10 protein-coding genes are annotated in these 15,196 nt (G+C 49.9%); 5 read left to right on the forward strand and 5 right to left on the reverse strand.

Going from position 1 to position 15,196, the window contains the following annotated elements; all coding sequences use genetic code 11:
* Window positions 1-308: 308 nt before the first annotated feature.
* Window positions 309-1,385: a GlxA family transcriptional regulator gene (locus tag Q8K39_RS23280; protein WP_305263545.1), complete on the forward strand. Its 1,077-nt coding sequence runs from the start codon at window positions 309-311 to the stop codon at window positions 1,383-1,385.
* A gap of 92 nt (window positions 1,386-1,477) precedes the next feature.
* The gene (gene corA, locus Q8K39_RS23285; RefSeq protein ID WP_305263546.1) at window positions 1,478-2,443 is read left to right on the forward strand and encodes a magnesium/cobalt transporter CorA; all 966 of its coding nucleotides are present in this window, start codon (window positions 1,478-1,480) and stop codon (window positions 2,441-2,443) included.
* A 269-nt stretch (window positions 2,444-2,712) separates the two neighbouring features.
* Here the strand turns inward: corA and Q8K39_RS23290 are convergent, their stop codons facing one another.
* Window positions 2,713-3,129, reverse strand: coding sequence for a lysozyme inhibitor LprI family protein (locus Q8K39_RS23290; protein ID WP_305263547.1), 417 nt, complete (start codon window positions 3,127-3,129; stop codon window positions 2,713-2,715).
* 166 nt (window positions 3,130-3,295) lie between these two features.
* On the opposite strand from Q8K39_RS23290, the gene Q8K39_RS23295 reads away from it, so the two are divergent.
* Window positions 3,296-4,426 (forward strand): DUF3667 domain-containing protein, encoded by a 1,131-nt coding sequence (locus tag Q8K39_RS23295; RefSeq protein WP_305263548.1) that lies wholly within the window; start codon window positions 3,296-3,298, stop codon window positions 4,424-4,426.
* 29 nt (window positions 4,427-4,455) lie between these two features.
* On the opposite strand, the gene Q8K39_RS23300 is transcribed toward Q8K39_RS23295, so the two are convergent.
* Complete coding sequence (locus Q8K39_RS23300; protein WP_186952574.1) at window positions 4,456-5,706, reverse strand: GGDEF domain-containing protein; 1,251 nt, start codon at window positions 5,704-5,706, stop codon at window positions 4,456-4,458.
* A gap of 286 nt (window positions 5,707-5,992) precedes the next feature.
* Between Q8K39_RS23300 and Q8K39_RS23305 the strand changes: the two genes are divergently transcribed.
* Window positions 5,993-7,675 carry an alkaline phosphatase family protein gene (locus Q8K39_RS23305; protein ID WP_305263549.1) on the forward strand — a complete coding sequence of 561 codons (1,683 nt, stop codon included), beginning with the start codon at window positions 5,993-5,995 and terminating at the stop codon, window positions 7,673-7,675.
* 80 nt (window positions 7,676-7,755) lie between these two features.
* On the opposite strand, the gene Q8K39_RS23310 is transcribed toward Q8K39_RS23305, so the two are convergent.
* The 3 genes from Q8K39_RS23310 to Q8K39_RS23320 all read right to left on the reverse strand — a co-directional run bounded on the left by Q8K39_RS23310 (window position 7,756) and on the right by Q8K39_RS23320 (window position 14,194).
* Window positions 7,756-9,321, reverse strand: a complete 1,566-nt coding sequence (locus Q8K39_RS23310) for an oligopeptide:H+ symporter (RefSeq protein ID WP_305263550.1) — start codon at window positions 9,319-9,321, stop codon at window positions 7,756-7,758.
* 448 nt (window positions 9,322-9,769) lie between these two features.
* Window positions 9,770-12,967, reverse strand: coding sequence for an efflux RND transporter permease subunit (locus Q8K39_RS23315; protein WP_305263551.1), 3,198 nt, complete (start codon window positions 12,965-12,967; stop codon window positions 9,770-9,772).
* Between the two features lie 3 nt (window positions 12,968-12,970).
* Complete coding sequence (locus tag Q8K39_RS23320) at window positions 12,971-14,194, reverse strand: efflux RND transporter periplasmic adaptor subunit (RefSeq protein WP_186952570.1); 1,224 nt, start codon at window positions 14,192-14,194, stop codon at window positions 12,971-12,973.
* 236 nt (window positions 14,195-14,430) lie between these two features.
* On the opposite strand from Q8K39_RS23320, the gene Q8K39_RS23325 reads away from it, so the two are divergent.
* Window positions 14,431-15,009: a hypothetical protein gene (locus Q8K39_RS23325; protein WP_305263552.1), complete on the forward strand. Its 579-nt coding sequence runs from the start codon at window positions 14,431-14,433 to the stop codon at window positions 15,007-15,009.
* The last annotated feature ends 187 nt before the right edge of the window (window positions 15,010-15,196 follow it).

The following is a 15,196-nucleotide window of genomic DNA, read 5'->3' on the forward strand; positions in this document are numbered from 1 at the left end:
TTTTAAGAACCTGTTTAGGATCTGTAGCGAGCGTCAGCGGGGTGAAGCGCAGCGCAAAAAGCGGAATGTACTCTCGTACATGAGCATTTTGAGCAGCACATGATCCCCGATCACGCACGCGCAGTCAGATTGCAAACCGGTTCCAAGGGAAAAAAGACCTTTCCTGTGGCGTGTGCACCCACTTTCTGGAAGCAGAAATATCGTTTCTGCGCAGTAAGTATATTCATGCCCTGACTAAAGTTATAAGCTAAAATAGACAAGAGCTATGCCAATCCAACCATGACTTGTAAGCAAATTTATGTAATCAAATGTTACCAATTCGTTTTGACCTGCTTTATCTGGAGGGTTGTATGCCGGGTGCCATGCTGACCAGCCTGGATGCCATTACGGCAGCGAACACCTTTTGGAGTTTGCGACATCCAGAAAAACTAAGCAGCATAGGTAGCCGTGCCCTGCCATTTCGCTGGCGCATCATTGATGTACATGGAAAGACCCTGCACCTGCCCTGGCTGGAAAGTGTGATGGCACCAGGTTTCGATAGCGCCGATGAATATCTGCCCGCCAGGCAAACCGCGCTGGTTGTGCCTGGCCTGCAAATAGTCACTATTTATGATCTGGACAGGCGCGTTAAAACCGGGGCCGCAGAAAAAGCCTTGCTACATTCCCGCCATCAATCTGGGGCCATCATCGCTGCCAGCTATAACGCCACAGGTTATTTGGCAGAAGCAGGCTTGCTTGAGCACAAGCAAGCTGCCATGAGCTGGATGATGAGTGGATGGCTGGCAGATAATTATCCAAATGTTTTATTGAATCTGCGTCATGAGGTTGTGGTCGATGGGAACATCTTTACCACTGGTGCCCCAGCCAGCAATTACCGTTTAATCTATGAAATTATACGTTTGCACTCTGGAGATGCCCTGGCCAATAGCGCCATTGATGCCACCTATTACAGGGAAGAGCGCAATAAGATCAGTGCCGACATGAATCTGGTGTTGTCTGCCAAAGCGCGTGATGGCATCGTCTTCAAGGCGCGCGCATGGCTGGAGACCGATCTCAGTCGTCCCTATAATTTGCAGGAAGTTGCACATGCCGCCGCCGTCAGCCCGCGCACGATCAATCGCTATTTCAGTGAAGTGCTGGGCATGTCTCCGCTTTCGTATTTGCAAAAACTACGCATACAAAGAGCCAAGCACCTGCTGGAAATTAGTATGCTGGATATCAGCGCTATCGTTGAGCAATGCGGCTACCGCGACAACAGCTCATTTTGCCGTCTGTTCAAAAGAGAAACCCAAATTAGCCCCTTGCAATTCCGGCGTCGCTTCAATTTCCGGGTAGACAAACGCTGGTGGCGCGCCAGCGACACTACCTCTTACGACACAAAATGAACCATGCCAAACCAGGGTTTACATCGTGCTTATACTGGATCAGACTAGAACAACTGGTATCTTCTCCAAACAAAAAAATGGAAAACTGAAACATGTTAATCAACTGCGTTACTTATCAGGAAGGTCGCAAACTGTCCGACATCTCAGTGGCAGCAATCAGCGACTATGTACAACATAAGGACCAGTTTGTCTGGGTAGCCTTGCGCGATGCTTCGGATGAAGAATTACAGGAAATGCAGGTGGAATTTGAGTTACATGAACTGGCTGTCGAAGATGCGCGTCATGGTTATCAAAGGCCAAAGATAGAGGAGTATGGCGACTCCTTGTTTGCCGTCATCCACACGGTAGAAATGATAGACGGTGAACTGAATATAGGAGAACTTAATATCTTCGTCGGTGATAACTATGTCCTGTCGGTACGCAACCGTTGCCAGCAAAATTTTCTCGGCGTACGCCAGCGCTGTGAGCGGGAGCCGCATTTACTCAAGCATGGCTCATCATTTGTTTTTTATGCCTTGATTGATGCCGTCGTTGACCGCTACTTCCCTGTTGTGGAAGCACTGGAAGAAGAACTGGAACTCATCGAAGAACAGATTTTCACCAAGGGCAGTGAAAGGGCGAATATACAGCGCCTGTACCAGCTTAAACGCAAGATCATGGTGATCAAACATGCAGTCACGCCTTTGATGGAAGCCAGCGGTAAATTATTCGGCGGCCGCGTACCTGCCTTGTGTGTCAATACCCAGGAATATTTTCGCGATGTATATGATCATCTATATCGTGTGAACACGTCAATCGACACCATACGCGACACCATCAGCACCGCAATACAGGTGAACTTGTCCATGGTTGCCATAGACGAGAGTGAAGTCAACAAGCGCCTGGCAGCGGGTGCTGCAATTTTTGCGGTGCCAACCGCTTTTGCTGGTATATGGGGCATGAACTTCAAGACCATGCCCGAGCTGGAATGGCAATATGGCTACCCGCTGGCTGTAGGCATCATATTTTCAACCTGCGCTTATTTATACTACCGTTTTCGTAAGAGTGGGTGGCTGTAAGCTGCGCTGGATACTGTTTCAAACGCATCGCAATTCAGCATGGCGATGCGTTTATTCACCTTGTAGCACTTACGCAAAATTGTCCCAGCCAGGCGTCAGCGACGACATTTGCACCTTTGTAATCAAGAACTAAACGATTTCAATTGCAACAGAAAAAGCATGACACTGATCAACGCAGATATTGAACTGGCAGATCAAATAAGCAGCACAGCACCAGGCATGCAAACGACGTGCGTAAATAAGTAAACAAAGTTCAATTACAGCCTGATTTAGCGATTCGTCACTTCCTTCACGCTTCGCAGGTGAGCGATGCGTTGTTCGTTCATTTCCAGTATGCATAAGTAGCGTCTGTGAGATGTGCCAGTACCACCTGCTGCCAGGTTTGCTTGTAGCTCACATTGCTCTGTCCGGTAAAGCAGGTATTGCCTGCCTGACGATAGCAATTTGCTCTTAACGCGCGCGCGGTTTGCGGCGGTATCATCCCATTCGCTCACAGATGCCAGAGTATCGGCTTCCACTTGCCTGAGTGTGAAGTCACTTTGCGTGACACGTTTTCCCAGACACTCCCGCGCATCGGCCTGCCCGCCAAGTGAGAAACAGTCTTCACCAGACGCTGCACGCTGGGCCTGTGTACCTGCACTCAACATAAGTGGGGGTAAAAATAAAAGGTATTTTAATACGCGCATTCCATCATCGCTCTGCTCAGATAATTCGAAAACAGGCTTAAGTAGTCAAATAGCCCGGCCCACATTCAGCTTTATATTATAAAATCTACGCCTTGCCCAAACTATTTTTCTTTGCACAGGAGTCAGTGCAACGACCAGACACCTTCATCAAAAAGAGAGCGCATTTATGAGCCCGGACATAGGGACTGCCGCAGAAGTGGCGACAGAAATAATACTGGTGAATGAAGCAGAGAAAACCAGTCATCATGCGACAGGGCCAGAAGCTCATGGTCATACCTGCGCTAATTGCAACACAGCGTTGCAAGGCAGCTATTGCCATGCTTGCGGCCAGGCTGCACACATCCATCGCTCGCTATTGCATTTAATCGAAGAACTCTTGCATGGCCTGCTTCATTTTGAAACCAAGGCATGGAGAACGATCCCGGCATTGATATTCTCACCAGGAAAATTAACCCGCAATTACATTGCTGGTCAGCGTACCCGCTATGTCTCGCCGCTGGCTTTATTTTTGTTTTTGATTTTTCTGATGTTTTTTGTATTTTCTCTCACAAGCAACAACCCGCTTAACAGCATCTCGGATCAGCCACATACCAAAGAAGGCATAAGCAAGGTCTTGCAAGAAAACAAGCTTAAACTGGCATCAATGCAAGATCAGCGTGCAAAACTCCCTGCCGGAGATCCCAAGCTGGAAGACCTGAAAGAAAACATCACTGACCTTGAACTGGAAATCACTGCTTTGCAGAGTTCGCTGAGTTTATTGACAGCTCCTGACACAAAAAAAGAAAGTGAGAAATCAGAGCCTGAGAGCAATCGCCTGGCCGACATCGCACGAACAATAGAAAAGAAACTGGATGGAAAAAATGTGAGCTTCTCATCCCCCCAGGTAGAGAAGAAAGTCAGGCATGCACTCAAGACACCAGAGCTAACCTTGTACAAGATAAAAAGCAATGCCTCAAAACTATCATTCCTGCTGATGCCGATTTCATTGCCGTTCTTATGGCTGATGTTTATCTTCAAACGTCGTTATGGCATGTTCGATCATGCCGTATTTTCACTTTACTCCCTGTCTTTCATGGCTTTGCTCTTGATAGTGGCAGCAATATTGAACACCTTCAGCTTTTCGATGACGGCATTGCTGCTATTTATTTTTGTACCGCCTATCCATATATTCCGGCAATTGCGCGGCGCTTATGAACTTGGTACTTTCGCCAGTTTGTGGCGCACATTTGCCTTGCTACTGATAGCAACCTGCTCATTAATCATTTATTTGTTGCTGATCATCGTTCTCAGCGCCTGATCTTCAATAACCGGGAAGTGCCTGCTGCATCAGCAGGCTTCCCAAATTACCTGATTGCGGCCATGGCTCTTGGCTTGATATAGTGCCTTGTCTGAGCGTTCCAACAGGCGACCCAGGCGGTCATCTTCTGGCCTGTAGGTGGCGATGCCTATACTCACCGTCAGGGAAAAGGTTTCGCCACTTGCTGCGCTCAAAGGCAGGGATTGGATGTGGGCACGGATGCGCTCAGCCACCAACATGGCTTCTGGCTGACTTGCCTGTTGCAGTAATACACAAAACTCTTCACCACCCAGACGGCCAAACAAATCAGATTCACGCAATTCCAGTTTGACAGTTTCGGCAAAATGGATAAGTGCCTGGTCGCCACATTGATGACCGTACTTATCGTTAATGGATTTAAAAAAATCCAGATCCAGCATCATCAAAGTCATTTGGGTTTGATAGCGCTGGCAACTTTTGAATATATGCTCGGCATGCTCAAGAAAAGCCCGGCGGTTGGCAATGCCGGTCAAGGAATCCGTTGTTGCCAATCTTTGCAACTCCCTTTCCAGCATCTTGCGCTGGGTCACATCACGACATATTCCTTCTACGCCAGCAAAATTGCCGTCATCGTCAAACAAGGCCTGGCTGTTCACCGAGATATCGATGACACGCCCATCCTTGCTGACCATCTGCCCAGGAAAATCATTCACCATGCCATTCAGCATGATTTCTTTTTTGAAGGCATCCCTGTCAGAAGCCTTGGGATATAGTGCTTCGGCGGGCCTTCCTTCTATCTCTTCCGGTGAATAACCTAAAATCTTGCTGACAGCCGGGCTGACTTTTTGCACTATACCGTTGACATCGGTACGGTAATACACGTCTTGCATGTTCTCAAACAACCGCCGGAAATTGAACTCACTGAGACGTAACTGCTCTTCCATTTCATTATGCTCAGTCATGTCCATGCCGCTGATCATGACGGCATCCCGGTCTTCAAAGCGGATAGCGCGGCTAATCACCAGCAACATGCGAAAATTGCCTTGACTGGTGCGCACACGGAATTTGCTATTCGCATTCGCCCAGTTATCGCCCTGCTTTTTCAACCGCCCCTGCGAGCGTGGCTGATCCAGAGGATGAACAAATTCATCAACAGGCCTGCCTAGCACTAGCTGCTCATCGCTGACTTCCAGTAACTGAAGCGCAGCTGGATTGAGCTTTGCCAATTTGCCATCGACCAGAATCGCAATTGCAACTGGCAAGATATCAAACAGGTAAGCGTAATAATTTTCTTTGCTCAAGAGTATTCCTATCGCTTGGACCGGGCCTGACTAAATAGGCCCATCACTATATTTTACTGCTGAGCATAGGGGAGTAAAGTAATAAAATGCAATACCTTGCAGAATGTTTTTGACTGAAGGCAGTGATTTCAACAAATTCATTTGTTTGTAGATAAAAACATATGCCAGCAAATACACGCTTTTTACCCTATCATTTCAAGCTGCGCTTCAAATACACCTTGTAGTGCTTGTTATTGCCGAGCAAGGCTTTGATCTGCTTATTTTTGAAATCCATTCAGGACAAACCATGAAGAAACGAATGCCCAACACCCTCGTCCCAATGCGCCGACTTTTTGTACTGACTTGCCTCACTGTGGCTACTGCCCTGCCAGTGTTACCGACCCTGGCCGCTGAAAAACCAGTGCAAGCCAAGCTGGTCGTGGTGTTGGTGGTCGATGGTTTGCCACAAGAGCAAGTAGTGCGTTATCGCGATCAATTTGGCCAGGGAGGCTTTCGTCGTCTGCTGGACCAGGGAGCCTGGTTTTCTGACGGACATCAGGCGCATGGCATTACCGTGACTGCAGTCGGCCATTCGGCTGTACTGACCGGCGCTTACCCCTACCAGCATGGCGTCGTCGGCAATAACTGGATAGACCCGGTCACGCTGGCATCGGTCTATTGTACGGAAGATAAAGAACACACTTATATAGGCGAAGATACCAAGTCCAGTGATGGCACTTCACCTGCCAATCTGCGCGTCAGCACTCTGGGGGATGAGTTGCGTTATTCGAATGGCGAGCGCAGCAAGGTCGTCACTGTCTCCGGCAAGGACAGAGGGGCGATCCTGCTGGCAGGCAAGACTGGTACCGCCTATATGTATATGAGCAAGACGGGCAATTTTGCCAGTTCCACTTATTACATGAAATCCCACCCGCAATGGGTACAGCAATTTCAGGCAGCAAAACCGCAAGACCGTTTTTATGGCAAGGAATGGCGACCATTGTTACCTGACGCAGCCTATGCAGCCGATGCTGATGATGAACTGGTGATCAATCAAAAGGAAAAAGACAAGCGTTTCCCCTTTGTCTACACCAGTAAGTCCGGCAAACCCGATGCCGATTACTATAAGCAACTGTACACTGGCCCCTATCTGGATGAAATGACGCTGGACTTTGCCCGCGCCGCCATCGAAGGAGAAAAGCTGGGACAAAACCCGTCGGGCGTGCCGGATGTGCTGGGGGTCAGTCTGTCCAGTCACGACTATGTCAATCACAGTTTTGGGCCAGAAAGCCGCATGTCGCATGACCATCTGCAAAGACTGGACAGAATGCTGGCAAACTTCTTCACCTATCTCGACAAGCGTGTTGGACTGGACAATACCATCGTTGTACTGACAGCTGACCATGGTTTTCCTAACGTGCCGGAATTTTCACAATCCATCAAACGCGATGCGCAGCGGCTGGACAGCAAGAAAATGATGGCCGACCTGAATCAGCATCTGACTGAAAAGTTTGGACAAAAGGACTTGGTCCGCAAATGGTCTGCGCCCAACTTTTTGCTCGACTACAAGCTGATAGAACAAAAAGCCCTGAAACGCGACGAAGTCGAAACTGCTGCAGCGAGATATCTGCTGGGCTTGCCAGGTGTGGCTGATAGTTTTACCCGCACTCAGTTTGAAAACGGCAGCCTGCCACGCACCCGCATGGGAACCCTGATGCAACGCGCATGGCATAAACAGCGCTCAGGCGATGTCCTGGTGGTTGCCAATCCTTACTGGTATTTTGGCAGTGAAGCACACGGCACTTCCCATGGTTCTCCCTATATCTACGACACTAATGTACCGCTGATACTCATGGGCAAACCCTTCAAAGCGGGTGCTTATGGACAGTATGCTGAAGTCATGGATATAGCGCCAACGCTGGCCCACCTGTTACGCTTACGCCCGCCTTCTGGTTCTGAAGGGCGAGTGTTGACTGAGATACTGCGCTGATCAGTATCTGAATGAAAAAAAACCGCATGAATACAAATCATGCGGTTTTTTTTTGGTTTTCTTTTACCAACGCGGTCAGTCTATTTCGCCTGACGATAATTGTTTTGCATCGTATAGCCTCGCGCATAGAGCGCAAACAGGAAGGCAGCAAACAGGGCAAAACCGGCAAAGAAGAACATCTGGAAAGCAGTGACGCTCATACCAGTTGCCTTGATTTGCTCTGTTACAGCTGCGCTCTTGACGCTGGAGTTTGCCAGCAAGACCCACAGATTGCCTATCGTGACGGACAAATTCCAGAAACTCATGATCACGCCCTTCATCGCCAAAGGTGCCTGGCTGTAGGCGAATTCCAGGCCTGTGGTGGACACCAGCACTTCACCAAATGTCAGCAAGGCATACGGCAAGATTTGCCAGGTGATTTCCAAGGCATTGCCACCATCAATTGCCAACTGCATGAAGCCAACCACGATCCAGGCAAGGCCAGAGAAGGCAATGCCAGCCCCCATGCGGCGCAAGGCTGTCAATTCAACGCCATTGCGTTTCAACAAAGGATACAAGACAATATTATTGAAAGGGATCAGCAACATCACCAGCAAAGGGTTCAACGCCTGCATTTGGGCGGACTGGAACCACGAAGGTTTAGTCATCTGATCAGCCTGCAATACCCAGGTCGAAGCCTTTTGATCGAACAAAGACCAGAAAGGTGTCACTAGCGCAAACACCACCAGGATGCGCAAGACTGAGCGTACGCCATCAACCGCGGCGTCAGGATGGATACCACGGGCACGTTCCAACTGCATCCAGGCACCCATGCCGCCAAAGCCCAGGACCAGTACCAGCGCCAGACACAGGGCAGCGACGATACCGACTTTAGGGATCAGGAACATGGAACCTATCGCCAGCAAGACACCTGCCACTGCCATGAAATAACCGCTCCTGGCCTGACCAGGCACATTGGTCGTCAAGGCTGTACGCACCACATTCAAGAAGGAATGCGGGTCACGCGGGGCTGGTGGTACATGGATGTATTTGGTACGACCAGACCAGAAAATGATGGTCGCAATCAACATCAGCACACCCGGGATACCAAAAGCGATGCTGGCACCGAATTCCTTGAGGAAGAAAGGCATCAGCAAAGAGGCGAAGAAAGAACCGAAGTTGATGATCCAGTAAAAGCCATCAAATACCTTCTGTGCGAGAGAGCGATTCGACTGGTCAAACTGGTCGCCGACAAAAGAAGTCACCAGCGGTTTGATACCCCCAGACCCCAAGGCAATCAGGAAAAGCCCGGTATAAAATCCGTTGCGGTTATTCTCAAAAATAGCCAGGCAGGCATGGCCGCAGCAATATACCAGGCTGAGCCACAACACAGTATTGTACTTACCAAAAAAGCGGTCAGCCAGCCAACCACCGAGCAAAGGGAAGAAATACACACCGATGACGAAAGTATGAAACACTTCTTTCGCCATGCCCTTGCGCAGTTCTTCCGGCATGGACAAAAGCAGGCTGGTAATCAGGAAAGGCGTGAGGATATTACGCATCCCATAAAAGCTGAAGCGCTCACAGCCCTCATTGGCGATGATATAGGGTATTTGCTTTGGCATCTGCGCTTTTTCAGCGCCATCCATAGCCGCGGATTGAGTCATTCATCTCTCCTGTTCAATTGTTTTTATCACTGCATCAGCAAAAATCTCTTTTGAAGACGGGATTGCTATTTGGGATTATGGATTTGTTTTGTCCGGTATATAAATTGGATATATCTGGAAAAACAGTGGGCGAAGTATCCAGATTTGTGAAGGGGTAGTCAAGCCTGAAAACGTACCTGATGACCAGAGAAAAGCGGCACATGCGAGCTCATCTGGAACAGGGTTTGAAAATGATGTCAGACAGCTATCAGAATATCGCCTTTAACAAATTGCCAGCCGGGCTGCAAGCCTCGTAAATGCTAGCTTTGTGCAGTGCAGAAAGAAAAAACTTATGGATGCATGACTATACGGTTATGAATACAATTTCAGCATAATATTTTTATCCATTTCAAAGAATATCTCACCCGCAAAATGAAAATGCCCACTGGTCAGGTGGGCATTTCTTGCATCAACTTACAGCAGGTTTGCCGCTGATTTTGCGCCACACCTTAAATGGCAGGCGGTAGATAAAGCGCAACATGATCAGTGTCAGCAAGGCTTCAACAAATGTCGCAATGAAGGCAAAGAAAGTATTCCAGCGCGATTCACGGCTACGGAACTTGGCCAGCATGCGGTCACGGCTGATTTCTATGCTGTCATAGAAAGTCGGCACCACGAGTAAAGTCAGGAAGGTAGAAGTGATGGTGCCACCAATAATTGCAATCGCCAATGGGCGATAGAACTCACCACCCTCACCCAGACCGATAGCCACGGGCAGCATACCGGCGATCAATGCAAAGGTCGTCATCAGAATAGGACGCAGACGCTTGCGGCCAGCATACATGAGTGACTCTTCGCGGTCATAGCCTTCTTCTTCGCGCTTCCTGGCACAGTCAAGCAAGAGAATCGCGTTCTTTGCGACAAGCCCCATGAGCATGATGATACCGATGAAACTCATCAGGTTCAGTGTACCCTTGGTCATCAACAAGGCAACGACTACGCCGATCAAACTCAAAGGCAAGGACAGCATGACGGCGATGGGGGCAGTGAAAGAACCAAACTGCATGACCAGGATCAGGTACATCAGGCCTATGCCGGATACCAGAGCGATGGTCATTTCAGTAAACAATTCTTTTTGCGAACGTGCCGCACCACCCAGCTCTATGCCAAAGCCAGCTGGGAAGTTCATGGCCTTGGCGAGCTTCAGCGCCTCTGTCGTGACTTCTCCAGAAGACTTCCCTTGTGCATTGGCAGATACTTCTATCATGCGTTTGCCATCGGTATGCTGGATCTTGGCTGGTCCCTTGCCCATGGTGATTTTGGCAATTTGTTCCAGCGGCACCATTTTGTCACTACCCGCCACAGCGATCGGCAGACGCTCTATGTTTTCTGCACTGATCCTGTCATCAGGATGCAGGCGCACTGCCACATCACGCGCTTCACCGGTAGGATCAACCCAGTCACCAATCTCGACCCCGGCAAACGCCACGCGCAAAGCCTGGGCTGCATCATTGACCGAAATGCCAAGAGAGTTGGCCAGACCACGATCCAGTTCTATCTGCAATTCATCTTTGGGATCTTGCTCGGATAAGCCAACATCTACTGCGCCCGGCACTTTACTTAACTGCCCCATGAAATCAGTTGCAATCTCAGTCAGCTTTCTGGAGTCTGGGCCAGAGAATCTGATTTGCACAGGCTTTCTGGCACCATTACTGAGGTCGTCCTGCACCACATATTCAGCACCGATAATGGTGGCTACCAGTTTGCGCAACTCGACGCCAACCTCAGTCGCCGAGCGTTTGCGTTCGGTACTCTTGCCGATGTCGACATACACACGCCCACCGCCGCTGTTGATGACGCTGTTGGTCGCCTTGGTCTCTTTCAGGGTACGTGCCAACTCAGCAGCTTTCTCTACTTTCATGCGACCATAATCGAGACTGGAACTGGATGGTGTGCGCACATCAATCACCAAAGTACCATTGTCTGAGACTGGCATAAAACTGGTGCCACCCTTGGCAGCCTGCAAGGCGATGGCACCGCCAAAACTGAGTGCTGCGATCAGCGCCATCCAGATACGGTGATGCAAGGCCCAGGCAATCACGTTGCCATAACGGTCTGCCTGATGATCAAACCAGGTATTGAATTTAGCCAGCACCAGACTGATGCCACGTTTTTTCTCCAGGTGATGGCCTATCGGGTCACCCCAGTAAGCAGACAACATGGGATCAAGTGTGAACGAGATAAACAGACTGACGAGGACAGAACTGGCAACCGTTAGCGCAAACGGTCTGAACCATTCACCTGAAACACCGGGCATGAAGGCCACTGGAATAAACACGGCAATAATAGAAAAAGTAGTCGCAGCAACTGCCAGACCAATTTCCTTGGTGCCGTTGCTGGCAGCTGTACGGCGGTCTGATCCCATCTCCATATGGCGCACGATATTTTCGCGCACCACAATCGCATCATCAATCAGCACGCCTATCGCCAGCGACAAGCCCAGCAGGGTCATGAAGTTGAGGGTAAAACCACATAACCAGACGGCGATAAAGGCGGCAATCACCGAGGTCGGCAAACTCAAGGCAGTGATCAGCGTGGAGCGCCAGGAATTGAGGAATACATACACCACGAAAATCGTCAGTACTGCACCAAACATCAGGGACTCAATGACATTATTCAGGCTGGATTGCGCATCCTTGCCACCATCCTGCGTGACTTCCAGCTTGCTGCCTTTTGGTAGAGTTTTGTTGATTTCTTCGATCAGTACACGAACTTTATTGGCTACCGTCACGGTACTGGCATCACGTGAACGGGTAACAGAAATACCGACATTGGGGTTACCATTACGTATGCTGAAACCACCGATTTCAGCAAAGCTGTCAGCAATTTCGGCCACTTGCGCCAGCCTGACCAGATCAGTACCACGGCGCTTGATGACGATGTTCTGGAATTCTGCCGGGGACTCTATGCGACCTATAAGCCTTATGCTTTGCTCATCGAGCTTGCCGCGTACTTTGCCCACCGGTGCCGTGGTATTTTGATTGCGCAACGCAGTGACCACTTCACCAACTGAGACATTGTATTCACGCAATTTCTGCGCATGCAGCAAGACTGTCAGTTCGCGTCGCAACGCCCCGTTCACACTGACCGTGGCAACACCATCAATGCCACGAAACTTATCGGACAGTTCGTCTTCGGCGAGGCGTGAAATCTCGGCATGACTGAGGGTGCTGGAAGACAATGCCATCTGCATGATGGGCTGCGCCGAGGGGTCGCTACGCTCCAGTATGGGCTCGCGCATTTCTGTCGGCAATTTATAACGTACTGATGCTATCGCATTGCGCACTTCATCCGAGGCTTCGATGAGGTTCTTATTGAAATTAAAAACAATTACGACTTGCGCCCGGCCTTCAAATGCCGTTGAACGCACCTGGTAAACGCCAGTAATACTTTGCAGCGATTTTTCCAGACGATTGATGATCTCGCGCTCCACCGTTTCTGGAGATGCGCCTGGATAAGGAATACTGACCACCAGCACCGGTTCTTCCACATCAGGAAACTGGTTAACCTTGAGTTTCTTCAGCGCCAGCAAGCCCATGCACATGAGGGCGATTATAATCACGATCATCGCGACCGGACGCTTAATACTGAAATCGGAAAGGAACATGATTTATTTCCCTTGTGGATTGGCAGGTGCAGTGCTCGAAGCTGCAATTGCTGCACTTGCCGAAGCCGCTGGCAACACGGCACCGGCCGTAGCCACCATCTTCACTTTTTGCCCATCCACCAAAGTGGAAACCGGGTTGCGTATCACCTTGTCACCATCGACCAGTCCGCTACGAATTTCAAAATCACCACGACGCGGGTCACGCTCACCAACCACAATACTGATTTTGTTGACGACACCATCCTTGATGCGCCAGACATAAGCCTTGTCGCCGTCACGCACCAATGCCGTACTCTTGATCATCAGGGTCTGGGTCGAACCTGTCTCTATGCGCCCCTCTGCATACAGGCCAGATACTCTTGGTGGGCTTGCATCGGCAAAGGCCACCAGCACTTCCACCTGCCGGGTGGTGGCATTTGCTGCCATATCTACACGCTTCACCTTGCCCGCAAAAACCTGGTCACCGTAACCATTGACACGGAAACTAACTGCCTGGCCTATTTTAACCTTGTTGACCTTGTCAGCAGCCAGCAAGCCTTCAAAACGCATGCTGGTCGGGTCGATGACCTTGACCAGTTCTTTGCCTATCTGCGCGGTATCGCCGGCGGACACCTTGCGTTCGCTGACTACGCCATCGAAGGGGGCGCGCACTTCCGTACGTTGCATTTGCTGGCGTGCCTGCGCTGCCCGTGCCTTGGCAGCCACCAAATCACTCTGGGCATTATTGCGGCGGATTTCCGCATCTTCCAGTTGCTGGGTTGAAGTCATTCCCGATGCACGCAAAGTCTTCAGGCGCTGGAACTGGCGCTCAGCCTGCTCCAGCGACTGGGCAGATGCCCTCGCAGCTTCTTCTGCCGAATTGCGGCTGTCGCGTATCGAGGTATCATCCAGGCGCACCAGCAAATCACCACGTTTCACTGTCTCGCCGTTTTCTTTCAATACTTGCAAAACCACCGTGGACAGTTCAGAACGCAGGTCAGCCTTGCGTTCAGGCTGTATTGAGCCGGTAATCACGGGGCCTGACGAGAGTGCGCTATTCTGGATAAGCTGCAAATCTTCTTGCGTCACCAGCAAAGGGCTGTCCGGTATCTTGCCACTGGCCGACTTTGAACTCGCTGAACCTGCACTGGACTTGGCCTGGTCCGATTCCTTACCCTCTTTCCCTCCCTTGCTGCATGCCGTCAATACCAGGGCAAGGGAAAGGAAAATCAGACTGGGTCGCAACATGGTGAATCTCCGTATATTTATAATAAATGTTTGTCTAAGAAGCTGATTTGTAACAAAAAGTTCTAATTCTTGCCAAGTATCCATGAGCATGTATGCAAGTGTCAATCATGCATTACCTGCTTGCAACACTGACCCCGAGCGCCTTGTTTATGGGCGATTTTCTTGCATTCCCTGCACAAGTCCGGTAGGCTCCCGCCTCCTGCGTGTTTACCAAGTCCCTTATTGTGTCTGTTACTGTGTCGCCACCTGTCTTACTGATCGTTACTGATGTTTTCGGCAATACTCCTGCGATTGCCAGCTTTGCCCGACAGTTTCCTGTGCCTTGCCTGATTGCATCGCCTTTTAGCGGTGAGAAAACACAATATCCGGCAGAAACTCTGGCTTATCATGCCTTTATTGCTGAGGGTGGAGTCGGAGCCTATGCCGAACATGTTGCCCAATTAATAGAGGCAAATCAGTCCAGCCTGCGTTATGCATTCGGTTTTAGCGCGGGTGCCAGCGCCCTGTGGCTTAATAGTGCCAATCCAGCAATGGCAAAGCTTCAGCAAGCCGTATTGTTTTACGGCTCGCGCATTCGTGACTATCGCGACGTGCAACCTGTGTGTCCCACGCGCCTGATATTTGCAGAGCAAGAAGCAGCATTTGAACCAGCAAAACTGGTGGCCGATTTGAGGCAGCGCAACCAGGATGCAGAGCTGGTCAAGGGCAGTAAACATGGTTTCATGAACCCCTATTCTTCCGGTTTTTGCCTGAAAACCCAGGAGCTATTTATGAAAGAGTTGCTCAATCTGACGCAAATCAGCGCGGCAGCCTGAGCCGACTTAATGCCTATAGCTAGCAGGCAAGATTGAGTTTCGCCCTCTATTCCCCTATACTTCGCACGCGTGACACAATCACCGCCTTGTGTTTTTGATTACCAACCAGTGATCAGGGACCGTTTTACTTGCATGACAACGCCACCAATTATTTAATAACTTTTTTGCGGCACCAGTGCATCTGCCT

Origin of the sequence: Undibacterium sp., from assembly GCF_030683615.1 — a bacterium.
Lineage (GTDB): Bacteria > Pseudomonadota > Gammaproteobacteria > Burkholderiales > Burkholderiaceae_D > Undibacterium > Undibacterium umbellatum.

Bases quoted from the DNA above. Each gene is read 5' to 3' on its own strand.
- Q8K39_RS23280 (WP_305263545.1), top strand. From the start codon at position 309: ATGTTACCAATTCGTTTTGACCTGCTTTATCTGGAGGGTTGTATGCCG.
- corA (WP_305263546.1), top strand. From the start codon at position 1,478: ATGTTAATCAACTGCGTTACTTATCAGGAAGGTCGCAAACTGTCCGAC.
- Q8K39_RS23290 (WP_305263547.1), bottom strand. From the start codon at position 3,129: ATGCGCGTATTAAAATACCTTTTATTTTTACCCCCACTTATGTTGAGT.
- Q8K39_RS23295 (WP_305263548.1), top strand. From the start codon at position 3,296: ATGAGCCCGGACATAGGGACTGCCGCAGAAGTGGCGACAGAAATAATA.
- Q8K39_RS23305 (WP_305263549.1), top strand. From the start codon at position 5,993: ATGAAGAAACGAATGCCCAACACCCTCGTCCCAATGCGCCGACTTTTT.
- Q8K39_RS23310 (WP_305263550.1), bottom strand. From the start codon at position 9,321: ATGACTCAATCCGCGGCTATGGATGGCGCTGAAAAAGCGCAGATGCCA.
- Q8K39_RS23315 (WP_305263551.1), bottom strand. From the start codon at position 12,967: ATGTTCCTTTCCGATTTCAGTATTAAGCGTCCGGTCGCGATGATCGTG.
- Q8K39_RS23320 (WP_186952570.1), bottom strand. From the start codon at position 14,194: ATGTTGCGACCCAGTCTGATTTTCCTTTCCCTTGCCCTGGTATTGACG.